Here is a 23827-nt window from a genome sequence, read left to right on the forward strand (position 1 = left end):
GCCTGCTCATTGAACTGCTCCCCAAAAGTTGGACTGAAAAAGTCACAACAACTTTTGGGGAGTTTTTCATGCACGCACGAAGGATGACGCTACCCGATGACCGTGAAATCCAATTCCTCGGTGAAAGAACGCCCATGCACGTCGGTGGCAGTCACCGTGGCGGTGTGCGCCCCGACGGAGAGATCATCTGGCAGTTCCAAGCGCCACAAGTGGCTGGTCTTCTCGGCGAAGCCGCCGCCATGGACGAATTGCTCGGCGATGGCCGCCGGATCCGAGTACTCGGCGCCTGACAGCGGGCGTTCGCCGGCCATTTTCTGCGTCCGCTCGGCCGCAACCGGGTCCTGTCCGTCGATGGAGACCTCGACAGCGGAGCCGGTGCTGCCCATCCAGAAGTTCGTGGTCAGCCAGGTGTCCTCGGCCAGTCCCTGCCGGCTCACCGCCAACGGGTCATCCAGGGCCGGAACCGTGCCGCGCTCCTTTTCCAGATTCTCCTCGTACCACTGCCGGTACGCCGGGGTGTTCAAGCCCAGGGACATCTGCTTGCTGGCATCCCCGCCGGTCACGGTGAAGCGCTCGGTGATCCTGGTGTTCTTGATGTCCAAGGTGAGCACTCCCGGAGGGGTCCCGTCGCGCTGGATGGAAGTCGGGTAGCCGTTCTCGATAACCCGTCCGTCATACCACTGCCCGGAAATGGCCGGGACAGTCAAGTGCGTGAACGGCAGGCCTGCCTCGCCGACCTCGTCGCGCCAGCCATCCATCAGGTCCCCGGCGCGCAGGTTCTCTGACATGTGGGTGTGCCCGCCCAGGGAAACGACCTCGCGTCCTTCCAGCAATTCGTAGATCTCCCGGACCTGCTTGGTGGAATGCTCGTCGCTGTAGAAGAACTCCAGCAGGGGGCTGTGCCCGGCCAGGACGATGGCCTTGTTCTCGGGTACCTCGGCCAGGTCCGCGCGCAGCCACTGCAGCTGGCGCTTGCCCAGATCGTAGGTGTAGTCGCTCTTCTTGGCCGGAACCGCAGTCGGGTAATCGATGGTGCTCAGGGCGATGACGTGAGTCTTGCCCGTGTCGTAGGAGTAGTACTCCGGACCGAACTGGGCGCGGAAGGAATCGTACTCGTGCTGCCCGTCCAGCGAGTCGTAGTCGATGTCGTGGTTGCCCGGCAGGAACCGGGCCGGACCGTTGAGCATGGAGGACAGTTCTCGGGTCTGGTGGAAGAAGTTCAGGTCATCGCCCACGAGGTCGCCGATGAACAAGGCGCCGCAGCCGGTGTAGTCGGTGCGGGCCGCCAGATCGGCGAAAGCGCCTTCCCTGGCGTACTCGACTTCCTGCTGGGTATAGGTCTGCACATCCGCACCGATGACGCAGCTCTGCTCGGGCGATTGCGTGGCGCTGCTGGCCACCAGCGGGAAGTTGACTGCCTCGGGCAGCGGCCCGGTCGGGGCGATGCCGTCGTACTTCAGGTCCGGGGAGCCTTCAGGCAGGTGGGTGTAGAAGAATTGGGCGACGTTGTCGTCGTCGACCGGAACCTGGAAGCCCCGGGGCTGGGTGACGAACGCGGTCATGTTGTTGTATGCCGGAAGTTCGTAGCGTCCCTGCCCATCGGTGGCCACGACGTCGCGGCCGTTGGAAACCGTGACGTTCGGTAGGCCAGGCTCGTTGGCATCCTGCGTGGAGTTCTTGTTGCGATCCTCGAAGACCACTCCGTCGAGCGTCTCTTGCGCGGTGCCGCTGCGGCCAGTTCCTGCCGGGATCACCTCGACTGACCCGCGGTAGGCCGAGGAGCTCCAGTCCGCGGCGGACTTGGCTGCCGGCACTGCCTCGAGTTCCGGGGTGGCGCCGATGAATGCGGTGGAAGCTGCAATGGCAACTAGGCTTCCGGCGGTGAGATGCAGTGGGGTGAGATGATTGGTTTTGCCGGGTCGAGCGAAGATTTTCACGAACGTTCCTCCGGGTGGGGACAATCTGCCGGCCCCTTGGCCGGCCGTCTTCCACGGTGCCAATGGCAGGTGAATTGCAACCCCTGCTCAGGTAATGTCTAATAATCGATCCCGTAAATAGTTATCGACTGTCTTGGCGGGATTTACTGTTTTCGAACCAGTGAAATGAAGTGGCGCGGATGGAACTAGTGCAGGCGCTCATGGCAGGCGCACGCGGGCGCAGGATGCTGTGGGAGTTCGCCACTGCCAGCGAAGAGAAGCTGCTACCGGCGTTCGGGGAGCATCCGCTGCATGCGGCGATGTTCTACGCCGCGTATCACGTGGCGGTAGAACGCGGCGAAAGCGTTGGCCTGTTTGGCGCGGATGAATCCAGCATGCCCGAAACCAGTGTCCAGCAGATCGCCCGGCGCCTGGACGGCACCACTTTGGTTCCGGCCACCGCAGCGCTGCTGCAGCAAGCGCTGGTCCGCTCGGTCGACAGTGCCCGCTATTGGCAGGAACCGGATGGGGAAGACACCCTGCTGGCGTTGCCGGAACTGGCCGCGCCGCTTGAGCGCGTGGCCCGGCACCTGGCGGACAGCGGGCTCGCGGCCTGGTGGCTGGATCCCGTGGATCTGCGCAACCAATTCCAGGTCGAATTCGACCAGCATGACCCGCAGGGCAGGACGCAGGCTCCCGGCAGCAATGCCCTGGGCCTACTGCAGGAGTGGAGGGCCGGCATCCTGGCGACCGAAGCCCGCGATGCCGCCGAAATGAGCAGCACCCCGCTGGGCAGCTTCAGCGGGGAATGGTGGTCCAAGCCCAGCAGCCGCCTGCCCTCCACTACCGGTGTGTTCCCAGACCGGGAGCCAGTGGGCCTGAGCTGCGTGGAAGACGGTTTTGGATGGGAGCAAGCCAGCGTCAGGTTCACGAGCGTGCCTCCCGCAGCCAAGGTGCTGGAGATCGCCACGGCCGAGGACTGGATCCGGCTCTGCCGCGAGCACGGCATCGAGGTCACCGCGCACAAGCGCCACGACTGGTACCTGTCCACCGGGCGCGACGGCGCATGGAAGATCCCCGACTGGCTGGCCGTGGCGCGCGATTACGACGGGGTGCATCTGGGTATCGGCGCCTATCTGGCGCTCGCCGGGCAATGCCTCGACATCGATGAAGAATACGCCAGCGTGATTGCCGGGTGGGACCCGGACCAGGCGTTCTGGTTCACCGATGAGCTGCGGTGCTACGGGTCGGCCCGGGAATGGATCTGCAAGGACGCCAACGACGAGGATGCACGCTGGGTGCCTTCCGGCGATGGCCCAAGTTCATGAGCCGTCACGGGCGCAGTAGCCAGCCCGGGTTTCTGGTGCAATGGGTTCCATGAGCGAAACGACAAACGATGAACTGGCCGCGGCTACCGAAGTCATCTTGCAGCTGCGCTGGTCGGACCAGGACGCCCTGGGCCATGTGAACAATGCGCGCATCGTGACCCTGATGGAAGAAGCCCGCATCCGCTGGACGCGCGAGGACGGGACAACAGGCCGTTTCGAATTCGGCACCGTGGTGGCATCGATCCAGATCGACTACCTGCGCCCGCTGTACTACCAGCCCGAGATGCTCATCCGCATGGGCATCAGCCGGCTGGGCAACAAGTCCTTCACCGTGCGGGGCATCGGTTACCAGGACGGGCAGCCGGTATTCGACTCGACCACGGTCATGGTGCCGCTGGCAGCCGATGGCATCTCGTCGCGCCCGCTCAACGAGCTGGAGCGCAGCTGGCTCGGCAAATCGCTGATCCCAGCACGCAGCTAGGCTTTGGGCACCGGTCCCTGGCCGTTGAGCAGCGCGGCCAGATCGCGCAGCTTCGCTTCGGAGTCCGAGCCCGGCTCGGTGGTGTAGATGAACAGGGTCTGGTCTGGTGCCCCGGTCACGTCCAAGGCCTCGTAGTTGACCTCCAGATAGCCCACCTGGGGATGGTTGAACCGCTTGATCCCGTCCCGCCGCTCGACCACCCGGTGATCGGCCCACCAGGTGCGGAATTCTTCGCTGTTCATGGACAGCTCTCCGACCAGCTGCGCGAGCAGCGGATCATGCGGATGGCGCCCGGCATCCAGGCGCAAGGTGCCGACCATCGAGGCGGCGATCTGCTCCCAGTCGGCGTAGCGCTGCCTGGCTTCGGGATCCAGGAAGGCCCAGCGGATCAGGCTGCGGTGGCGCACCGGCTTGGCGAGGAAGTCGGTGAGCAGGCTGGCGGCCAGCGCATTCATGCCCAGCACCTCGGTACGCCGTCCGCGGATGAAGGCCGGATGCCCGGTGAAGGAATCCAGCAGCTGATGCAATGAGGGGCGTACCCGCTGGATGCTGCTCGACGGGCTGTTGCGCCCGGAGCCGGACACCGAGCGGGCCAGGTTGAATAAATGCCCGGCGGCCGTCTCATCCAGTTCCAGGGCCTTGGCCAACGCGCCGAGCACGGATTCGGAGGGGCGCTTGTGCCGGCCCTGTTCCAGCCGGGTGTAGTAGTCGGTGCTCACACCGGCCAGGACCGCGACCTCTTCGCGGCGCAGCCCAGGCACGCGCCGCCGGGGGCCGCCATCGCCTGCCGGGCTGACCAGGGCCCGCCGGGCCTTGAGGAATTCGCCGAGCTCGGTATTGGAATTCATCCCTGTATTCCTTTCATCCGCGGGCCGCATCGCCCCGGTCTTATCCTAGCCCTGCGTACCTTGGGATCTGCAGCCAGAACTATCCTAGGAATGCCATACCCCGGATCAATACGCCACGCCCTACGGCCCCTGGGACCGTGCAATGGTGGTGGACTATTAATGCCAATGCCAATGCCACTGCCACTGCCACTGCCACTGCCACTGCCACTGCCAATGACACTGCCACCATCGCCCAGGAGCGCACATGCCCAAACCAGCCAATGACCTGCCGACCCGCGAATCGACTCCAGCAGCTGCGGGAGCACCGCGCGAACCGCTGCTGGAGCGGGCCGCGCAGCGGCCTGCCGGAATTCGCGACCTGCTGCGCGACGTGGGCGGGGTGTATGCCAGCAATGGCGTGATCGGGCTGGTCTTCTCCGCTTCGGGCCCCATCGCGGTCACCCTTGCGGTGGGTGCCGCTGGCGGGCTGTCCCAGGCCGAGATGGCTTCCTGGGTCTGCGGGATCTTCCTCTCCGCCGGGTTGGCGACCATCGTGATGTCCCTGCTCTACCGCCAGCCGCTGGGATTCGCCTGGTCCATCCCCGGCACGGTGCTGCTGGGTCCTTCGCTGCAGCACCTGTCCTTCCCCGAGGTGGTCGGGGCGTTCTTCGTCTCCGGGGTGCTGGTCCTGGCCTTGGGCGCTACCGGGGTGGTGCGCCGGATCATGGCGGCCATTCCCATGCCGATTGTGATGGCCATGGTGGCCGCGGTCTTCTTGCGCTTCGGCACCGATATCGTCTCGTCCACCCAAGCCAACCCGGTGGTGGCCGGCCCCATGGTGCTGGTCTTCGTCCTGCTCGCTGCGGTGCCGGCGCTGGGCAGAAGAATTCCCCCGGTGCTGGGCACGCTGATCGCCGGGGTCATCGCGGTGGCCGCCAGTGGCCAGTTCGCGTTGGACGCAGCTGGCGGGCCCGTGCTGGCCACCCCGGTGTTCACCGCTCCGGAATTCACCTGGGCTGCGCAGCTGGAACTGGTGGTGCCGTTGGCCATCATCGTGCTGATCGTGCAGAATGGCCAGGGTGTCGCGGTGCTGCGCTCTGCCGGGCACCGGCCCCCGGTCAATGCCTTTGCGCTGGCCTCGGGCGGGTTCTCGATCCTTAATGCCTGCTTCGGCGCGGTGTCCGCCTGCGTCACCGGGCCAACCAACGCGTTGCTCACATCATCTGGCGAAAAGCACCGCCAGTACACCGCAGCGGTGGTCTATGGCTTCCTGTCCCTGCTCTTCGCCCTGTTCGCTCCAACGCTGACGCGCTTCATGCTGGCCACCCCTGAGGCTTTCGTGCTGGCCTTGGGAGGCATCGCCATGCTCAAGGCCCTGCAGCAGGCCTTTGTGACGGCCTTCGCCACCAAATTCACCCTGGGCGCCCTCGTGACGTTCGTGGTGACCATTTCCGGCCTGGACCTGTTCAACATCCACGCCGCCTTCTGGGGCATCCTCATCGGATATGGCGTCTCCCGGCTCATGGAACGCACGGACCATTCGGCCGCTTCCGGGCACTAGCGGCAATGGCCCTCACCCTGGCCAGCTGGCAGTTCGTGCCGAGCCTGCGAGCTGGCCTAAGCTGGCGGTAGCTTACATCGATCTTTTCGGACAGGACGGGCATGGCCACGGGCAGCATGTATCGGGTGGGAGTACTGGGCCACGGGGCGATCGGCTCCGTGGTGGCGGAGCAACTGGCAGCCGGGACGGTGCACGGTGCCCAGCTCGAAGGGGTGATCCTTCGCCGTCCGCAAACCGGGCTGGAGCATGAGCAGCTGAGCTGGGAGTCGGCCCTGGAGCGCTGCGACCTGGTGGTCGAATGCGCGGGCCAGCAAGCCCTGCGCGAGAATGCGGTGCGCATCCTGGCCTCCGGGGTTGACCTGCTGGCCAGTTCCATGGGAGCGCTGGCTGACCCGGAGTTCGCCGCGCAAGTGCAGGCCGCCGGACCAGGACGCTTGTCCAGCACTGCCGGGGCCATCGGCGGATTGGACCTGCTGGGCGCGGCTGCCCGGATGGGCGGCATCGACCAGGTGCTGGTGACGACGCGCAAGCTGCCGGCCACCTTGGTGCAGCCGTGGATGGATGCGCAGCGGCGCGGTGAATTGGAGCAGGCCGCCGGACCGGTAGAGGTATTTCGCGGTCCAGCCGCGGCAGCGGCCCAGGACTTCCCGAAGTCATTGAATGTGGCCGCGGCGGTGGCGTTGGCTGTGGGGGATTGGGATGCGGTGACAGCCAGATTGATCGCCGATCCGGAGGCAGGCCTGACCGAGCACCGCATCGAGGCGCGCGGCCCAGCCGGCGAGTACAGCTTCTCGATCAAGAACCACCCCTCGCCACGCAACCCGCGCACCAGCGGCATCGTCCCGTGGGCCCTGCTGCACTCGATCCGGCAAGCCGCGGCGGCGCGCCGCTAGCGGCGCGGTGCCACGGCTATTGGCCTTCGGCTGCCGGGTACTCCTCCAGCACCTTCTTGCCGATCTTGAACGCCACGTTCGCCGCCGGAACGGAACAGTAGATGGCGCATTGCAAGAAGACTTCCTTGATTTCTTCGGGAGTCATGCCGTTGCGCAGGGCCGCGTGCACATGCATTTCCAGTTCTTCCCAGTAGCCGCCGGCGATCATTGCGGTCAGCGTGATGGCGCTGCGGGTAGTGCGCGGCAGGCCGTCGCGGGTCCAGATGGTGCCCCATGCGTAGCGGGTGATCATTTCCTGGAATTCGTCGGTGAACTCATTCGAGTTCCTGGTGGAACGCTCAACGTGCTCGTTGCCCAGCACCTGGCGGCGTACTTCCATGCCGGCATCGTAGGTATCGCCGGGAAGGCGCGGTGAATCAGCCATTTCTGCAGGTCCTCGCTTCTAGTTGGCCAGCAAGAACTCGGCCAGCAAGGCCGCGGTCTCTTCGGGTGCTTCGGCCGGGGCCAGGTGGGCGGCCGAATCGATGACCGCCATGGTTCCGCGGGGTGCATTTTCGGCGATGAACTCCGCGTCTGCCGGAGGGCACACCTGGTCCTGTGCGCCGTTGATGGCAATGATCGGGTCGCTGGTTGAAGCCAGCTGCCCGCGCACGTCGAATCCTGCCAAGGCGCCGCAGGCGTGGGCGTAGGCGAAGCGGTCAGCGTTCTGCAGGCTGTGCAGCAGCTCGGTGCTGATCACCGGCTCCTTCTCGATGAATCCCGGTGCGAACCAGCGCTCTGCAGAACCGGCGACCATGGTCGGGGTGCCGGCCTTGGCGACCAGCTCGGCACGGTCGGTCCATCCTTCGGGGGTACCGATCTTCGCCGCAGAGCAGATGGAGGACAACGCATTGAAGAAGCCGGCGTGGTCCACGGCCAGCTGCAGGGCGGTGGCCCCGCCGATCGACACTCCGGCGTAGTACAGCTTGCTGCCCTCGGAGATGACGCCGTCGGCACGCAGCGCCTCGACGGCCTTGGTGACGCCGGTAGCCAGTTCGGCCAGCGAGAAGGCTTCGGTGGACGGCTTGCTTTCGCCGTGCCCCGGCAGGTCCCAGGCGATGACCTGGAACTTGTCCTTGAGGTAAGGCAAGGCCGGAGCCCACAGCGGCAGGGCCGCAGTGCCCAGCGAGGGGCCGACGATGAGGGTGGGAAGTGCCTTGTCGGTGTGCAGCAAGGAGGGGGTTAGTTGCGGGACTGCCATGATTCCTTCCGTGCCGAGTAATCGGCGAGTACGGTTTCGGTGAAGCGATCCGCGGCACCGAGGTAGCCAGCTGGATCGAATAATTCGTAGAGGTCCTGGTCGTTCAAGGCATGCACGGAGATTTCCAGGCGCAGCAGATCGCGCAGGGAAATGCCCTCGTCGAGGCTGCGGCGCACCAAGGCCTGGATGGCCGGTTTTCCGCCGACCACCAGATCAGCCAGGGCGGCAGCGAGTCGTTCGGAGAGCACGGCATCTCCGCCCAGGGCGAGGTTCCGCTCGATGGCAGCGCGATCCACTCCCAGGCCGTTGGCCAGGAACGAAGCGTGGAATGCCGCCCCTGATGCCAGCCGGGCCAGTTCGCGCAGGGCACTCCATTCGGCGTGCCAGCCGCCATCGGGGCGTTCATCCACCGCGGTGCCGGCAGCAGTGAACAGGGTGGAGAGCAATCCGGGGGCGCTGAATGCCGCATTGCGCAGCAGTACCGAGCGCACCGGGTTCTGCTTCTGCGGCATAGCCGAGGAGCCGCCCTTGCCGGCCTCGCGAGGTTCGGACAGCTCGCCGATTTCCGGACGGGAGGCGGTGAGCACATCAGCGCCCAGGGTCCCCAGCGCGGCAATGGCCGCACCCAGTGCGGAGCCAAGCTGGAGAATCGGCATGCGGTTGGTGTGCCAGGGCGTTCCCGGATCCTCCAGGCCCAGCAGGGCCGCCAGATCCGAGGACAGCGACTGGCTTGTGGCCGTTGTCTCCGGCTGGCCGGAGAGCAGCTGCTCCAGGGAGGCGAGCGTGCCCACCGCACCGCCCCATTGCAAGCGCAGCTGCCGCGCCGCGGCATCCAGCTGCTGCTCGGCATCCAGCACGGCCGAGAGCCAGCTGGCCGCTTTCCAGCCCAAGGTGGTGGGCAGCGCATGCTGGGTCAGCGAGCGGGCAATGCACACGGTCCCGCGGTGGGCCTGCGCCAGGGCAGCCAACCCGCCAGCGGTGCTGCGCAGATCTGCCAGCGTGAGCGTGAGCGTCTTGGACAGGACCAGCATCAGCGCTGTGTCGATGATGTCCTGGCTGGTGGCACCGCGGTGCAACGCGGTGCCCGCAGTTGCCGCGGCCCCGTCGTGCTTGAGCAGGTCGCGCATCATGCCCAGCAGCGGGATGAGCGCATTGGCCCCATCCGGTGTCCGGGAGGCCAGCAAGGCCAGGTCGTAGCGGTCCACGCTGGCCACCTCGCGCACGGCCTGCGCATCCTGGACGCTGCACAGGCCGGCATCCGCCTGGACCTGCACCCATCCGGCTTCGGCATCCAGCATGGCTTGGACGAAAGACGCATCGCTGGCCAAGGCCGCGGCCGCAGTTCCTGCCCAGGCGGGGGCCAGCACGCCGTAGTCTGCGCCATCCATTCGGTGCCTCGATTCTTAGCTGTTGAGCGTATAAGCCGTCTATCTAGAACTGTAGTGCCCGGCAACGGGCAACACCCCGCCGGGCGCTCCAACGCCCGTAACAGTGCGGGCGCTGGGGCAATCCAGCGGGGTGTCGCGGTGGCAACTAGCTCTCGCGCGGGTAGGAGAGGAACACCGTTTCGTTCCCGCCTTGCAGGCGGATATCGAAGCGCAGCGAGCCGTCGTCTTCGCGAGCAGCAATCAGCGTTGCGCGTTCTGCTTCGCCCAGCGATGACAGCAACGGGTCTCTAGCCAGCGCTTCGGTGTCCTCCGGCAGGTAGATGCGGGTGAACAGGCGATTGAGCAGGCCGCGGGCGAAAACCGCGAGCATGATGAACGGGGCCTTGCCCTCTTCGGTAGCGCCCGGGTTCACGGTGGTGAAGGTGTAGTGCCCGGCGTTATCCACCGCCGCCCGTCCCCACCCGGTGAAGATGTAGCCGTCGCGGACCAGCGAGCCATCGCGGGAAACGACATTGCCGTTCTCGTCGGCCTGCCAGATTTCCAGCAGGGCGTCCGGAATGGCCTCGCCGTTGCCGTCATAGACCATCCCGTGCAGGCGCACCGAGCGGGGATGGGCCTGGCTGATCAGCTCATTGCCCTTCTCATAGGGCAATGCGTAGCCGTAGAACGGGCCGATGGTCTGGCCCGGTGTGGGGGCCAGCTTCAGTTCTGGTGCCTGAGCCATGCTAGTGGTCTCCCTCTTCATCTTCCATCCAGGTGCGGTTGGAGCCGGTGAGTACGATGTCCCAGTTGTATCCGGTAGCCCATTCATGGGACGTCAGCGAATGGTCGTAGCTGGCGACCAGGCGGTCGCGCGCTTCCTTGTCGGTGATCGCCTGGTAGATCGGGTCGAGGCTGAACAGCGGGTCGCCCGGGAAGTACATCTGGGTGATCATGCGCTGGGTGAAGTCGGTGCCGAACAGCGAGAAATGGATGTGCGCCGGGCGCCAGGCGTTGTGGTGGTTCTTCCACGGGTAGGGTGCCGGCTTGATGGTGGTGAAGGAGTATTCTCCGTTCGGGCCGGTGATGGCGCGTCCCACGCCGGTGAAGTTCGGATCGATCGGGGCCGGATGCTGGTCGCGCTTGTGGATGTAGCGTCCGGCGGCATTGGCCTGCCAGATTTCCACCAGCTGCCCGGCCACCGGGCGGCCGTCGCCATCGAGCACGCGGCCGGCGACCACGATGCGCTCGCCGATCGGCTCGCCGTTGTGCTGGATCGTCAGATCCGATTCCAGCGCGTGCACGTCGCGCTGGCCGAAGGCCGGGGAGTGCAGCTCAATGGTTTCCGGGTCCACATGGCGCAGGTTCTTGGTCGGGTGGCGCAGCAGCGAGGAACGGTAGGGCGCGAAGTCGATGCGCGGCTGGGTCTCGGCTTTCTTGCCCTCGACCACCGACTGGCGGTAGGCCGCATGGATATCGGCGATTTCCTGGCTGATGGATTCTTGCGAGAGCGTCGTGGCTGCGGGGTCCAGCACGGGGGAATCGCTGAACGACTCGTTAGCTGTGGTTTCGGTGCTCACTGCGTGCTCCTTTCGAAGGGGGCGTACGGGCGTGGTGGAGGAAATGCTTGGCAAGAGCGAAGGCTAAGCGTGGGGCCAGCCGGTGTAGGACTCGGCCAGGTACTGCTGGCCGAAGCGCGAGGAGGTGACCGTTTCCAGTTCGCCCAGGGCGCGCTTGGCCATGAAAGGGTCCCCGCCTACCGGGGTGTGCAGCATGGAGGTCATCCAGTAGGAGAAGTTCTGCGCCTTCCACACGCGCTTCAGCGCCAGGTCCGAATAGCCGTCCAGCAGCTGCTCGCTGCCGGTGGAGAAGTAGGAGTCCAGGGCCTCGAAGAGCACCTTCACATCGGCGAATGCCAGGTTCAGGCCCTTGGCTCCGGTGGGCGGGACGGTGTGCCCGGCATCGCCGATCAGGAACATCCGCCCGTGGGAGAGGGGTTCGCGCACGAAGGAGCGGAAGCCCAGCACGGTCTTGTCGAAGATCTCGCCGGTTTTCAGCTGGAAATTATCCGGCCCGTCCACGCGTTTTTGCAGCTCGGCCCAGATACGGTCATCGCTCCAGGCATTCACGTCTTCGTTCGGGTCGCATTGGAAGTACATGCGCTGCACCGTTTCGCTGCGCTGGGAGATCAGCGCGAAGCCGTGCGGGGAGTTCGCGTAGACCAGTTCCGGCGCGGACTTCGGCGCCTCGGTGAGGATGCCGAACCAGGCGAAGGGGTAGGCGACCTTGAAATCCTTGCGCAGCGTTTCGGGCATTTGGCGGCGGGCGAAGGAGCGCGAGCCGTCGGCGCCGACGATCACATCGGCGTGCACCTCGAAGAGGTTGCCCTGCTCATCGGTGAAGCGGAACTTCGGGGTGGAGGTCTCCATGTCCAGGATCTCGGTGACTTCGCAGGAGTACCGCACGTCGCCCTGGTCGCGCTGGCGCGCCGCGGCCAGGTCAACGAAGACCTCGTTCTGCGCGTACAGGGTGACGGTGGCGTCGACCAGATCGCGGAAGTCCAGCGGGTGGGATTCGCCGTTGAAGCGCAGGTCGATGCCGGCGTGCTCGTCGCCGTGGGTCAGGACCCGTCCATCCACGCCGGACTCGGTGAGCATCTTGACAGCCTGGGCTTCGAGGATGCCCGCGCGGTGGGTGTTGCGGATGGCCTCGTGGTCGCGCATTTCCACGACGATGTTCTCGATGCCGGATGCGGCCAGCAGGTGGGAGAGCATGAGCCCTGCTGGACCGCCGCCGATGATGCCGACCTTGGTCTTGAGAATGCGCGGATTCTGAGCCATGGGACCTGCCTCGCTAGCGTCTGGACCAGAGCCGCGCTGCCGGCTGCGTTGCCGGACCGATGCATCTGGTCTAAGGAAGTAATAAGAACTTCCCTCATGATGCGGCGCATGTGATCGGGCAGACAGCCGGGTTCTCAATGAATGAGAAAAATGGGGTGCTACTCCGCGTCAGCCAGCGCTACCCGGGATAGCAGATCGCGCAGCTGCAGCCGCTCCTGCGGGGTTAGCGCTTCCAAGGTCTCGTCCTCGTTTTGCCTGGTGATCTTGCGCGCCTGCGCGTAGAGCTTCCGGCCGGCCGCGGTGGCTACTATCACCTTGGAGCGGCGGTCGCTGGGATCTGGAATTCGGGAGACTAGTCCACTGGTTTCCAGCCCGTCCACTAGTGGCACGATCTGGCTTGGATCGAGCGCGAGAAATTCAGCGAGATCGCGTTGGGTGGGGGTGATGTCGCTGCACGCCAAGGAAAGTACCGAGTAGGAACGCACCTTGAGGCCGAGTGGCTTCAGCGCATGGTTGGCCCGAGTCGAACCCAGGGAGCGCATGCGCGCCACTAGGAAGTTCAGCTCCTGAACGAGGTCGCATTTCATGAACAGTTCTTCCTTCGCTGATTTGGCGGTGATTTTGCTAGTCATCTCATTGTCCCCACTTTTCATGAAAAAATAAACCATTGACTTTCTCAAGGATTAAAGTTCTTATGTATGTAGTCAAGGTTCCCACTTTTCTTCCAAGTGGAGCAATTGAAACACCTCACCGAATTGGAGTTCTCATGTCCCTAGCAGGAAAAGTTGCCATCGTGTCCGGAAGCGGACGCGGACTGGGCCTGAGCTATGCGCAAGAACTGGCGCGTCAGGGAGCCTCGGTGATTGTCAATGATGTCGATCCTGCGGCCGTGCATGCTGCGGTTGCTTCCATTACCGAAGCCGGTGGCACGGCGGCGGGAGTTGCGGCGGCGGTAGGTACGACTGAGGCCGCGAAGGTGCTGGTTGCCGGCGCTGTCGAGAACTTCGGTCGCCTGGATATTCTGGTCACCAATGCGGGTGTGCTGCGTGACAAGTCCCTGCTGAAGATGACCGACGAAGATTTTGATCTGGTGATCAACGTCCACTTGCGCGGCACTTTCACCTGCGTGCGTGAGGCCTACGGGTATTTCAAGGAAAACAATGTCTCCGGACGCATCATCGCAATTGGTTCGCCGACCGGCCAGCGCGGCAACTTCGGCCAGAGCAATTACGCGGCGGCAAAGGCCGGCATTGTCGGCATGGTGCGCACCTGGGCTCTGGAAATGAAACGAGCCGGGGTTACTGCCAACGCAGTGATCCCGGTGGCAGCCACCGAAATGACCAAAACCGTTCCATTCTTTGCAGCTGCCGTGGAAGCCGACGAGCGCGGCGAAGCGATGCCGGACTTCTTCCGCAAGGATCTGGGCTTTGGCACCGCAGATGATGTGGCCGGCCTGATCGCCTACCTGGCCTCGGACGCGGCTGCAGAGATCAACGGCCAGGCCATTGGAGTCGGCGGGGACCGCCTGCAGGTCTGGAGCCACCCTGAAGCTGTGGTCACCGAGCTGCACGACGGCGGATGGGACTATGAAACGCTGGCCAATGAATTCCCTGCGCGCTTCGGATCCCACCAGCAGTCCGTTGGGGAGAAGTTCCCGGAACTTCCGGAAGAACTGCGCCCGGAACCAGCCAAGTAGGGAACTGGGGGAATCATTATGACTTTGCGTTATGAACTGGGCATCGATTTCGCTTCGCTTGAAGCCATCGACATGCATGTGCACCTTGAAGTCGACGAATGCGGCCACAAGGCAATGCCGGAGGATCTTTTCGAAGCGTCGGCAGCGTATTTCAAATCATCGGAGCGTACACCCTCCATTGATCGCATTGCGCAGCTTTATCGCGAGTCGAACATGGCTGCCGTGGTGTTCACCGTTGATGCACGCACCGCGCTCGGGCATGATCCGAACTCCATTGAGGACTTGGTCCAGGGCTGCGCCCGAAATAATGACGTGCTTATTCCCTTTGGCTCGGTCGATCCCCGCCGAGGAGCCGAAGCCATCGGCGATGCGCAGTACCAGGCTGAACAGCTCGGAGTGCGCGGCTTCAAATTCCACCCCTCGCTCCAGGGATTCGATCCCAGCGATGAAGCGTTCTACCCGCTATGGGAAAAGCTCCAGGAGCTAGGCCTCCCATGCATTTTCCACACAGGGCAGAACGGCATGGGAGCAGGGCTGCCTGGCGGTCGGGGCATTAAGCTGCGTTACTCCAATCCGCTGCTGCTCGACGATGTGGCCGCGGACTTCCCGAACCTGGTCATCATCATGGCTCACCCCTCGGTTCCATGGCAGGATGAAGCGAACTCCATTGCCACGCACAAGGCCAATGTCTACATCGATTTATCCGGTTGGAGCCCCAAGTATTTCCCCAGCTCCTTGGTGAAGATGGGCAATAACGTGCTGTCGCGCAAGCTGTTGTTCGGCACGGACTTTCCCTTGATTACCCCGGAGAAGTGGCTGGGGGCCTTTGCAGAATTGGAGTTGAAGGACTCGGTGAGACCGGGAATCCTGAAGGGCAATGCACTGCGCGTGTTGGGGATAGAAGAATGATCCAACCGGCAGCAACTAGTGATTTCTATGGATTCAAGGACCTGCTCACCGACGCTGAGCGTGCGGCCCTGGACCGTTTGCGTTCCCTTTTGGCAGAACATGTGGGTCCGATAGTCGATGACTATTGGGAACGCGGAGAATTCCCGGAACAGATCGTGGCACCGCTGATCGATGCTGATCTGATGAACCCGGCCGAAGTGCTTGCCACGGGCCAGAAGCCTTCCGCGCTTTACTCGGGCTTCCGCAATTTCGAGCTGGGACGCATGGATGCCTCCGTAGCGACTTACTACAACGCGCAGTCCGGCCTATTCCGGACCACCGTCAACCTGGGTGGAAGTGCGGAGCAGGTAGCCGTGCTTGAGCCGCGGATCACATCTTTTGCCTGCAAGGGAGTGTTCGCCCTGACCGAGCCAGAACACGGTTCGGATATTGCCGGAGGGCTAGCCACCTCGGCCAAGCAGGAGCAACGCGATGGTGTGGCTGGCTGGGTGATCAATGGGCAGAAGCGCTGGATCGGGGGCGCGAGCCAAGCGGACGTGCTGGCAGTATTTGCCCGCGACGCAGCCGATTCGCAGATCAAATGCTTCTTGGTTCCAACGGACGCGCCGGGCATGGAAATCAGGAAAATTCCGGGAAAGACCAGCCTGCGCATTATGCAGAACGCCGACATCGAGCTGGGGAATGTCTGGGTGCCAGCCAGCGGGCGACTGGCCAAGATCAACTCCTTTGCCGACGTAGCGGCCTGCCTGCGCAACATGCGCTCGGACGTCGCCTGGATTGCCACAGGCGTTTGCTTCGGCGCGTACGAATCGGCTCGCGACTACGTTGCCAGCCGTAGCCAATTCGGCAAGCCGCTGGGTTCATTCCAGCTGATCCAGGAAAAGCTGGCGCATATGCTCTCCAACGCCACCGCGAGCCTGGCTTTGGTGGTGCGGCTGACCCAGCAGCAGGAAGCGGGCATCTACCGCGATGAAAACTCGGCCATGGCCAAGATGTTCACCGCACGCATGCTACGCGAAACGGCAGCCCTCGCCCGAGAGGTCTGCGGCGGCAACGGCATCTTGCTGGAGAACAACGTAGCGCGCCACCATGCCGACGCCGAAGCGATCTACTCGTACGAAGGCACACACGAGATCAATTCACTGATTATCGGACGCGCGATTACCGGCGTCAGCGCATTCCGCTAAAGCGGCATTCGCGAACTCGAGCAACCAAAGAACCCATCTAGAGGAGAAATATCATGGCACCAACCGTTTTGGATTACGCAGACCTCGCCAGCGCCCAGGGCAAGGACCTGGGCTACAGCGAATACCGCGTGGTCACACAGGAACAAATCAACACCTTCGCTGACGCCACTGATGATCACCAGTGGATCCACACCGATCCGCAGAAGGCCAAGGAGGGCCCTTTCGGCGGCCCGATTGCCCACGGCTACCTTACCTTGAGCCTGCAGATTGCGTTCTGGACCGAGCTTTTCGATGTCACCGGTGTGAAGACCAAGGTGAACTACGGCCTGGAAAAAGTTCGATTCCCTTCGCCCGTACCGGTGGGTTCCAAGATCCGCATGAAGGCGGTTATCGCCGAGGTGGAAGAGGTCAAGGGCGGATACCAGATTGCAGTGGACCAGGTCATCGAAGTCGAAGGCGGCACGAAGCCGGCCGTGGTCTCCCGGGGCCTCTACCGCTTCTACGCCTAGGTAAAGAGCCAGCTGAGCTAGAGCCGCAACGGCAACGTACGACCTAATGAAAAGAGTGGCAGATGTTGAATAAGGGGTTTGGCAACTGGATTCACCGGCGTCGGATGAAATCCGCGCAGCAGGTTGCGGTGATTCATGCGGGAGTCGGCTTGAGCTACGCGCAGCTGGCAGAACGCATCGACAAGCTCAGCAGTGCCTTGGCGGCCAGCGGAGTCGCCCGCGGTAGCCGTGTAGCGTTCCTTGGCGCCAACCATGCTGCGTACCTGGAAACCATGTTCGCCGTTACCCAGCTTGGGGCGTTGTTCGTTCCTCTCAATGTGCGTCTGGCGCCGCGGGAACTGAACTTTGCGCTGCGCGATTCAGGCAGCGAGGTGCTGATCTATGTCGAGAACTTCGCCAGCGAAGCGCATGCATCCATCGAAGGCAGCCCGGTCAGTATCGCCTGGGAAGTCGCTTCGGTTCCGTGCGCGGACTCATCCTATGAACGGGCCCTTCAGGCAGGGCGCAGCGGTCACGACGATATCGCCGTCGAGTTAGAGGATCCAGCCATCATCCTCTATACGTCGGGCACTACCGGAACGCCGAAGGGCGCGGTGCTCACGCATGCCAACATGACGTGGAATTCCTACAATGTCATCGTTGACTACGATGTCACCAGCAGATCTGTTGTTTTGCTCATTGCACCGCTCTTCCATGTAGCGGCGCTGGGCATGGGCGCCTTGCCGATGCTGCTCAAGGGAGGAACAGTGGTCCTCCAGGAGCGTTTTGATCCCGCTGCCGTGCTGGATGCGGTGGAGCGCTACCAGGTCACCCAGCTCTCGGGCGTCCCAACGACCTTCCAATTGCTAGCCGAGCATGAAAAATGGGAGGAAACGGATTTGTCTTCATTGGAGATGCTCACCTGCGGAGGCTCCGCTGTGCCGCTACGTGTCCTTGAAGCCTATGAAGCGCGTGGGCTCGGATTTAGTGGCGGCTATGGCCTGACCGAAACTGCGCCCGGCGCCACCATGCTCCAGGCAATGTACTCCCGACCGAAAATGGGTTCGGCCGGCCTGCCCCATTTCTTCACCGACATTCGCATCGCGGACTCGCTGGGCAATGAGGTGCCAGCCGGCGAGGTTGGCGAGATCCTGATCAGCGGCCCCAACGTGATCAAGGAGTATTGGGGCCGTCCCGAGGCTACCTCAGGGGCGTTCCATGAATCTGGCTGGTTCCGTTCCGGGGATATCGGCCACGTGGATGAAGAAGGCTTCCTGTTCATCTCGGACAGGCTTAAGGACATGATCATTTCCGGCGGGGAGAACATCTATCCTGCCGAAGTCGAGCAAGCCATTATGGGACTACCTGAAATTGAATCGGTGGCAGTGATTGGCGTCCCTGACGAGAAGTGGGGCGAAGTCCCGCGTGCAGTCATTGTGCTGAAGTCCGGTAGCTCTCTGGGCGAAGAGGATGTTGTGGCGTATCTCGACGGACGCTTGGCGCGCTACAAGATACCGCGCACCTCGGTCTTCCTGGATGAGTTGCCGCGCACCGCAAGCGGCAAGATACGCAAAGCCGACTTGCGCAAGCAGTTCAGCTGAGCGCTCCACGGCTTCGTGGCGGATTCCGTGGCCTCACGTTTGCATAAGTGCAAGATACCGCCCATACGCAGAGAATAAATCATCATAAAATCAACCATTGACATTCTCAATAGTTGGCTTAGTCTTGAATTGTGGTTCAAATCACACACTTTCTTCGACCCGCCACTCGGGGTTGCGGCAATGGCTTTCTAGGGGGAAATATGAAAAAGCGCTGGTCTACACTGCTTGCAGGCGCAGCGGTCCTGTCACTCGGCCTGGTGGGCTGTGGCGGAGGTTCGCTGTCCGGCTCGACAGAATCAGAGGGAAGCACATCCGCCGCCGCCGAGGATGGCTCGCTCACCAAAATCACCGTAGGCATTCTGCCAATCGCACCGTCGGTTGCAGTGCAGCAGGGTATCGACGCCGGGACCTTTGAAAAGCATGGCCTGGATGTAGAACTGAGCACTTCCAACGCCGGTGCGGCGATGCTCCCAGCGGTATCCACCGGAGAATTGGCCATTGCCGTGGGCAATCCGCTATCGGTGATGACCGCTGCGGACAAAGGCCTGGACATGAAGATCGTCACCGGCTATTCCGCTTCCAAGGCTGATGGGGAGGATGTCAATGGAGTAGTTGTGCGCAAGGACTCGGGCATCGGCGGCTGGGAAGATCTGGCTGGAAAAACCACATCGGTCAACGCGTTGCGTACCCAGGGCGACCTGACGATTATGGAATCCGCAGAAATGGCTGGAGCCAATCCGAAAGACCTGAAGTTCAGCGAAATGCCTTTCCCGGACATGGAGGCGCAGCTGGATCGCGGCAACGTTGACGCCGTCTGGCTTTCAGAGCCGTTCCTCTCGCGTGCTTTGGGCGATAAGGACAACGAACTGCTTGGCTATCCAAACCAAGAAGCAATTCCGGGGCTGCCAACCATGGTGACGTTCACCAGCGGCCAGTTCGCTGAAGAGAATCCGGAAGTCATTTCCAAGTGGAAGGCAGCTATGGCGGAAGTACTGCCGGCCTCCGATAGTGATCCGGATGCCGCCAGGGCCATGTTGCCAGACTTCATCAATATGGATGCCAAGGTAGCCGAAGGCTTGCTCATGGAAACCTGGGAAGCGGAAACCCCAATTGAGGAACTGGCAAAGCTCGGAGATCTGGCCGCCAAGTTCGAATTCCTGGAGAAGGCCCCAGACATGAACAACCTCATCGCCAAGTAATTCCACAACTTCACGCTATTGCTGCTGCGGTTCCAGATTCCGGACGCCGCAGCAGCAATGACACTCAATTGGGGGTAGTTGCCATGAAACACTCGCTCAAGCTCGCACTCGCTTCGCTATCAGTCCTCGCGCTTGCTGCCTGCAGCTCCGGTTCGCCTAGCGGCGGCTCGGCCGGGGAAGATGCTGCAGGATCAGATGGCTCGCTGGAAAAAATCACCGTCGGGGTAATCCCCATCGTCGATACCGCACCAATCTGGCTGGGAGAATCCAAGGGCTTCTTCGCTGAAGAAGGCCTGGACTTGGAAATCGAAACCGCAACTGGCGGTTCGGCTATCGTCCCGGGCATCCAATCCGGGAGCTATGACTTCGCCTTCTCCAATCTGATCTCGGTAATGGTCGCCAACGACAAGGGACTGGACATGAAGTTCGTCGCCAATGGCATCTCCACCACAGGTGATGTGAAATCCGACGTCGGGTCCGTGCTGGTCAAAAATGATTCCAAGATTTCTTCGCCCAAGGAGTTGGCCGGCAAGAAGGTCTCGGTCAATAACCTGTCGAACATCGGCGATACCACCATCAAGTCAATTGTCGAAGAAGACGGGGGAGACCCGGCAAGCATCGAGTTCGTCGAGGTTCCTTTCCCCGATGCTCCTGCTGCACTGGAAAGCGGCATCGTCGATGCCGCCTGGATCCTGGAGCCGTTCCAGAGTTCGGCCTTGGACGCCGGAGCGAAAATGCTCTCTGCGAACTTCGCCGAATTCGATCCGGAGCTGGATGTTGCCGGCTACTTCACTTCTGCGCAGTACGCCCAGGAAAATCCCGAGGTGACCGAGAAGTTCACCAAGGCGATGGACAAGTCGCTTCAGTATGCGCAGGAGAACCCTGACGAGGTCCGCGAAGTTGTCGGAACCTACACCAAGATCAGCGAGGAGGTCCGCGCCGATATGGTGCTGCCGCGCTTCCGCCCTGACTTCAACCGCGAGGCCGTGCAAGAACTCGGCGATGCGGCACTGAGCTATGGCACCCTGTCCAAGCCAGTCGACCTGGAGAAGCTCCTGCCATGAGTGCCATCACTAGCACAGCGCCGGCTGAGGCGCGCCAAGCCAAGCGCAGGAAATCGGGCTCGAAATTCCCCAATGGCTTTTGGGGATTGATTGGCATCGTGACCTTCCTGGGGATCTGGGAACTGGTCCCGGCTCTTGGAATTGTCGAGGCGGCTTACCTGCCGCCCGCCTCCGAAGTGCTGATGACGCTGTTCGCTGATCTTGCCTTGACCGCCTTCTGGGTCGCGGTGGGGGAAACCATGCTGGCATGGTTCATCGGCCTGGCCGCAGCGGTGCTGCTGGCGCTGGTACTGGGCTTGGTAATCGGCATGTCGAGCTTCCTGCGTCGTGCGACCAACTCCACCATCGAGTTCCTGCGTCCAATTCCGTCGGTGGCATTGATCCCGCTCGCGGTGCTTTTGTTCGGCACGAAAATCGAATCCTCGCTGATGCTGATCATCTATGCCTGCTTCTGGCAGGTGCTGATCCAGGTGCTCTATGGAGTTGCAGACGTGGATAATGTGGCGATGCAGACCGCGAGATCCTATAGATTCTCCCGGATCCAGCGCATCCGCGACGTCATCTTCCCGACCATGCTCCCTTACCTGATGACTGGCATCCGGCTGGGCGCTGCCGTGGCACTGATCCTGGCGATTACTGCGGAACTGATCATCGGCGCACCGGGTCTGGGCAAGGAAATCCAGCTGGCGCAGTCAGGCGGCGCAATCGCCGGAATGTACGCGCTGATTGTTGCCACCGGCCTGCTGGGCGTGGCAATCAACCTGTGCATGCGCATCATCGAAAAGCGCGTGCTTTCCTGGCACGCCTCAGTCCGGGGAGAGAACGCCGCATGAAACTCCTGAAGTCGATTTCCTTCATTCTGGCATTGCCGGTTCTGCTCATCCTCTGGTGGGTCGCGGCAACCCTTGGTGGAGCGAGCTTCTTCGTTCCTACCCCGGCAGACTTGGGCAAGACCTTCATCGAGACCTGGGTTGGCGAACGCATGTTCACCGACGTCCTGCCAAGCGTCCAGCGCCTGGTTCTCGGCGTGCTCGGGGCCATTGTGCTCGGTGTGCTGCTCGGGTTGCTCGTCGGCATGAACCGCACCGCCCGGGCGATTACCGAACCGGTGTTCGAGTTCTTCCGTGCTTTGCCGCCGCCGGTGCTGATTCCGGTGCTGATGCTCTTGGTTGGCATTAACGACGGCATGAAGATCGCGGTGATCATCTCCGGCGCGATTTGGCCGGTGCTGCTGAACACCATTGAGGGCGTTCGCGCCATCGATCCGGTGCAGAACGAAACCAGCCGCTCCTATGGCATCAGCGGTTTAGCCCGGATTCGCTACCAGGTGCTGCCAAGCGCCACCCCGACCATCATGGCTGGCATCCGCCAGTGCTTGTCGATCGGGCTGATCCTTATGGTCATCTCCGAGATGTTCGCATCCTCCTCCGGGCTGGGCTTCGCGATCGTCCAGTTCCAGCGTTCCTTCGCCGTACCGGAAATGTGGTCCGGCATCGTGGTGCTGGGCCTGATCGGGGTCATCATGTCATTTATATTCCAGTGGATCGAACGCCGCGTCCTGCGCTGGTACAACGGTCTGAAAGAGGTTGAAAATGCTGTCTAGCCAGAATGGAACCGCCGGCGGGCGCACCCTGCCAGAAGGCGAAGCGCTGCTCTCGGTCCGGGGGCTGAAGAAGGTCTACCACACCGACGGCGGCGATATCGAAGCGGTCCGGGACCTCACCTTTGACCTGGGGCATGGCGAGCTGGTGTGCCTGGTCGGTCCTTCCGGTTCGGGCAAGACCACATTGCTCAAGTGCATTGCCGGCTTGCTGGGCGCCACCAGCGGCGAGGTGCTGCTGGACGGGCAGAAAGTCACCGGACCGCCGAAGAAAATGGCCGTGGTCTTCCAAGAATACGGCCGGTCGCTGTTCCCGTGGCTGCGCGTGGCGGACAATGTCGAACTGCCGCTGAAGAACGCCGGCGTCCCGAAGGCCGAACGCAAGAAATTGGTGGACGATGCGCTGGAAGCCGTGGGGCTGAGCCATGTGCCCAAGTCCTACCCGTGGCAGCTCTCCGGCGGCATGCAGCAGCGCGTGGCGATCGCCCGCGCGGTGGCCTACCAGCCAGAGGTATTGCTGATGGATGAGCCATTCGCGGCCGTTGATGCGCAGACCCGCGCAGACCTCGAGGACCTGATCCGCAATGTCTGGAAGAAGCTGGGGGTCACCGTGCTGTTCGTAACCCACGACATCGACGAGTCGATCTACCTGGGCCAGCGCGTGATCATCTTGTCTTCTTCGCCAACCGTGGTGCAGGAGGATATCCTGATCGATCTGCCGGCGGAGCGCGACCAGCTGGAAACCCGGTCGCTGCCGCGATTCACCGAGCTTCGCCACCATGTCTACGCGGAAATCCAGAAGGCCAAGCAAGGGCATCGCCCCGAAGAGGCCAAGACGAAGTTCTTGACGAATCCCAAGTAGCGCTCTGAGCCGCCGATCCGTGCCGGGTCGGCGGCTTTATTGCGCCGGCCGGCAGCCTAGGGGTTCAGCAGGTCGATGAGTTCCAGCCCGCGCGTAGCCCACTGGATTTCAGCTTCTGCCCGGGCGATCAGGCCTTCATAGGTGAATCGTTTGTAGGCAACAGTGGCTTCCCACTCCTCGCGCGGCGTGTTCTTCAAGCGCTTGGTGAGCATGGAGTTGCTGCCTTGCTCCAATTCCGCGATGCGTTCTTGCCATTGGTTGAGCAATGACCGGTGATGAGCGATATGCCCGCGCATCTGCTCGCGCGCGGCCTCGGGTTCCGCCCATTCCAGGTAGGCAGCCTTGAGATGCGCGGGATCGCGGGTGCGTGCGTACTCCAGGGGCGTGTTCATCCAATCCTTGAATTGGGTGACGCCATCCCGGGTGATGGTGTATTGCCGTTTCTTTCCGCGTGGACCCCAAGGCACATCCTGCCCTGCAATGAGACCTTCGGATTCCATGCGTTTCAGCTCGGGGTAGATCTGCGAATCCGGGGCGTGCCAGACGTGCCCGACCGACGATTCGAAGACTTTGTACAGGTCATAGCCGGTCATTGGTTCAACTGTCAGCAGTGAAAGCAGCGCGTTGCGAAGACTCAAAACCGCCCCTTTCCAGAAATGTGTTGCGTATCACTATCTATATAGCTAGTCTAATGGCATGCGAACTATCTATGTGCATAGATAGTTTCTCATATTCCGCCTTTGGGCAAACCACATATTGGATCCGCCA

Annotated in this window: 24 protein-coding genes; 14 read left to right on the forward strand and 10 right to left on the reverse strand. The window is 62.5% G+C overall.

All coding sequences use genetic code 11. The annotated features are described in order from the left end of the window. Positions 1 to 89 precede the first annotated feature (89 nt). Complete coding sequence (locus tag M2368_RS12505; RefSeq protein WP_426735662.1) at positions 90 to 1937, reverse strand: calcineurin-like phosphoesterase C-terminal domain-containing protein; 1848 nt, start codon at positions 1935 to 1937, stop codon at positions 90 to 92. Positions 1938 to 2116: 179 nt separating this feature from the next. On the opposite strand from M2368_RS12505, the gene M2368_RS12510 reads away from it, so the two are divergent. Both M2368_RS12510 and M2368_RS12515 read left to right on the forward strand, forming a co-directional pair. Further along, positions 2117 to 3244 carry a hypothetical protein gene (locus tag M2368_RS12510; RefSeq protein ID WP_332487436.1) on the forward strand — a complete coding sequence of 376 codons (1128 nt, stop codon included), beginning with the start codon at positions 2117 to 2119 and terminating at the stop codon, positions 3242 to 3244. 49 nt (positions 3245 to 3293) lie between these two features. Further along, positions 3294 to 3725, forward strand: a complete 432-nt coding sequence (locus M2368_RS12515) for an acyl-CoA thioesterase (protein WP_013347817.1) — start codon at positions 3294 to 3296, stop codon at positions 3723 to 3725. On the opposite strand, the gene M2368_RS12520 is transcribed toward M2368_RS12515, so the two are convergent. Next, positions 3722 to 4573: a helix-turn-helix transcriptional regulator gene (locus M2368_RS12520; RefSeq protein WP_133834382.1), complete on the reverse strand. Its 852-nt coding sequence runs from the start codon at positions 4571 to 4573 to the stop codon at positions 3722 to 3724. The two genes, M2368_RS12515 and M2368_RS12520, sit on opposite strands and share 4 nt — an antisense overlap. A gap of 244 nt (positions 4574 to 4817) precedes the next feature. On the opposite strand from M2368_RS12520, the gene M2368_RS12525 reads away from it, so the two are divergent. Together M2368_RS12525 and M2368_RS12530 are read left to right on the forward strand one after the other, a co-directional pair. Then, positions 4818 to 6113, forward strand: a complete 1296-nt coding sequence (locus M2368_RS12525; RefSeq protein ID WP_426735658.1) for a benzoate/H(+) symporter BenE family transporter — start codon at positions 4818 to 4820, stop codon at positions 6111 to 6113. A 101-nt stretch (positions 6114 to 6214) separates the two neighbouring features. Then, positions 6215 to 7006: an aspartate dehydrogenase domain-containing protein gene (locus M2368_RS12530; protein WP_332595435.1), complete on the forward strand. Its 792-nt coding sequence runs from the start codon at positions 6215 to 6217 to the stop codon at positions 7004 to 7006. A 16-nt stretch (positions 7007 to 7022) separates the two neighbouring features. On the opposite strand, the gene pcaC is transcribed toward M2368_RS12530, so the two are convergent. From pcaC to M2368_RS12565, 7 genes are all read right to left on the reverse strand, one after another. Further along, positions 7023 to 7430, reverse strand: coding sequence for a 4-carboxymuconolactone decarboxylase (gene pcaC, locus M2368_RS12535; RefSeq protein ID WP_426735655.1), 408 nt, complete (start codon positions 7428 to 7430; stop codon positions 7023 to 7025). Positions 7431 to 7448: 18 nt separating this feature from the next. After that, positions 7449 to 8246: an alpha/beta fold hydrolase gene (locus tag M2368_RS12540; RefSeq protein ID WP_426735654.1), complete on the reverse strand. Its 798-nt coding sequence runs from the start codon at positions 8244 to 8246 to the stop codon at positions 7449 to 7451. After that, positions 8228 to 9634: a lyase family protein gene (locus M2368_RS12545; protein WP_426735652.1), complete on the reverse strand. Its 1407-nt coding sequence runs from the start codon at positions 9632 to 9634 to the stop codon at positions 8228 to 8230. Before M2368_RS12545 ends, M2368_RS12540 begins: the two co-directional genes overlap by 19 nt. 145 nt (positions 9635 to 9779) lie before the next feature. Then, on the reverse strand, positions 9780 to 10358 hold the full coding sequence (gene pcaG / locus M2368_RS12550) for a protocatechuate 3,4-dioxygenase subunit alpha (RefSeq protein WP_426735651.1): 579 nt from the start codon (positions 10356 to 10358) through the stop codon (positions 9780 to 9782). A gap of 1 nt (position 10359) precedes the next feature. Next, positions 10360 to 11193 carry a protocatechuate 3,4-dioxygenase subunit beta gene (pcaH, locus tag M2368_RS12555; protein ID WP_426735650.1) on the reverse strand — a complete coding sequence of 278 codons (834 nt, stop codon included), beginning with the start codon at positions 11191 to 11193 and terminating at the stop codon, positions 10360 to 10362. Between the two features lie 63 nt (positions 11194 to 11256). Beyond that, a complete protein-coding gene (locus tag M2368_RS12560; RefSeq protein ID WP_498724546.1) occupies positions 11257 to 12453 on the reverse strand; it encodes a 4-hydroxybenzoate 3-monooxygenase in 1197 nt (398 codons plus the stop codon). Positions 12454 to 12611: 158 nt separating this feature from the next. Next, positions 12612 to 13085, reverse strand: coding sequence for a MarR family winged helix-turn-helix transcriptional regulator (locus tag M2368_RS12565; protein ID WP_105662440.1), 474 nt, complete (start codon positions 13083 to 13085; stop codon positions 12612 to 12614). A gap of 134 nt (positions 13086 to 13219) precedes the next feature. Between M2368_RS12565 and M2368_RS12570 the strand changes: the two genes are divergently transcribed. The 10 genes from M2368_RS12570 to M2368_RS12615 all read left to right on the forward strand — a co-directional run bounded on the left by M2368_RS12570 (position 13220) and on the right by M2368_RS12615 (position 23059). After that, positions 13220 to 14149, forward strand: a complete 930-nt coding sequence (locus M2368_RS12570) for an SDR family NAD(P)-dependent oxidoreductase (protein ID WP_426735646.1) — start codon at positions 13220 to 13222, stop codon at positions 14147 to 14149. A gap of 18 nt (positions 14150 to 14167) precedes the next feature. Continuing rightward, positions 14168 to 15058 (forward strand): amidohydrolase family protein, encoded by an 891-nt coding sequence (locus M2368_RS12575; RefSeq protein WP_402735311.1) that lies wholly within the window; start codon positions 14168 to 14170, stop codon positions 15056 to 15058. Then, positions 15055 to 16245: an acyl-CoA dehydrogenase family protein gene (locus tag M2368_RS12580; RefSeq protein ID WP_133834391.1), complete on the forward strand. Its 1191-nt coding sequence runs from the start codon at positions 15055 to 15057 to the stop codon at positions 16243 to 16245. Before M2368_RS12575 ends, M2368_RS12580 begins: the two co-directional genes overlap by 4 nt. Before the next feature lie 53 nt (positions 16246 to 16298). After that, positions 16299 to 16754 carry a MaoC family dehydratase gene (locus tag M2368_RS12585; RefSeq protein WP_105662444.1) on the forward strand — a complete coding sequence of 152 codons (456 nt, stop codon included), beginning with the start codon at positions 16299 to 16301 and terminating at the stop codon, positions 16752 to 16754. 62 nt (positions 16755 to 16816) lie between these two features. Further along, positions 16817 to 18334 carry an acyl-CoA synthetase gene (locus M2368_RS12590; protein WP_426735643.1) on the forward strand — a complete coding sequence of 506 codons (1518 nt, stop codon included), beginning with the start codon at positions 16817 to 16819 and terminating at the stop codon, positions 18332 to 18334. 200 nt (positions 18335 to 18534) lie between these two features. Beyond that, positions 18535 to 19533, forward strand: a complete 999-nt coding sequence (locus tag M2368_RS12595) for an ABC transporter substrate-binding protein (protein WP_498724547.1) — start codon at positions 18535 to 18537, stop codon at positions 19531 to 19533. Between the two features lie 83 nt (positions 19534 to 19616). Next, positions 19617 to 20597, forward strand: coding sequence for an ABC transporter substrate-binding protein (locus M2368_RS12600; RefSeq protein WP_426735640.1), 981 nt, complete (start codon positions 19617 to 19619; stop codon positions 20595 to 20597). Further along, entirely contained in the window at positions 20594 to 21430 is an 837-nt protein-coding gene (locus tag M2368_RS12605) for an ABC transporter permease (protein ID WP_426735638.1), read from the forward strand. The genes M2368_RS12600 and M2368_RS12605 overlap by 4 nt, the downstream gene beginning before the upstream one ends. Before the next feature lie 47 nt (positions 21431 to 21477). Continuing rightward, on the forward strand, positions 21478 to 22200 hold the full coding sequence (locus M2368_RS12610) for an ABC transporter permease (RefSeq protein WP_402697430.1): 723 nt from the start codon (positions 21478 to 21480) through the stop codon (positions 22198 to 22200). Continuing rightward, positions 22190 to 23059, forward strand: a complete 870-nt coding sequence (locus M2368_RS12615) for an ABC transporter ATP-binding protein (RefSeq protein WP_102598621.1) — start codon at positions 22190 to 22192, stop codon at positions 23057 to 23059. Before M2368_RS12610 ends, M2368_RS12615 begins: the two co-directional genes overlap by 11 nt. Before the next feature lie 56 nt (positions 23060 to 23115). Here the strand turns inward: M2368_RS12615 and M2368_RS12620 are convergent, their stop codons facing one another. Next, positions 23116 to 23697, reverse strand: a complete 582-nt coding sequence (locus M2368_RS12620) for a PadR family transcriptional regulator (protein ID WP_102598620.1) — start codon at positions 23695 to 23697, stop codon at positions 23116 to 23118. Between the last annotated feature and the right edge of the window lie 130 nt (positions 23698 to 23827).

The organism is Arthrobacter sp. JUb119 (genome assembly GCF_024807995.1).
Classification (GTDB): domain Bacteria; phylum Actinomycetota; class Actinomycetes; order Actinomycetales; family Micrococcaceae; genus Glutamicibacter.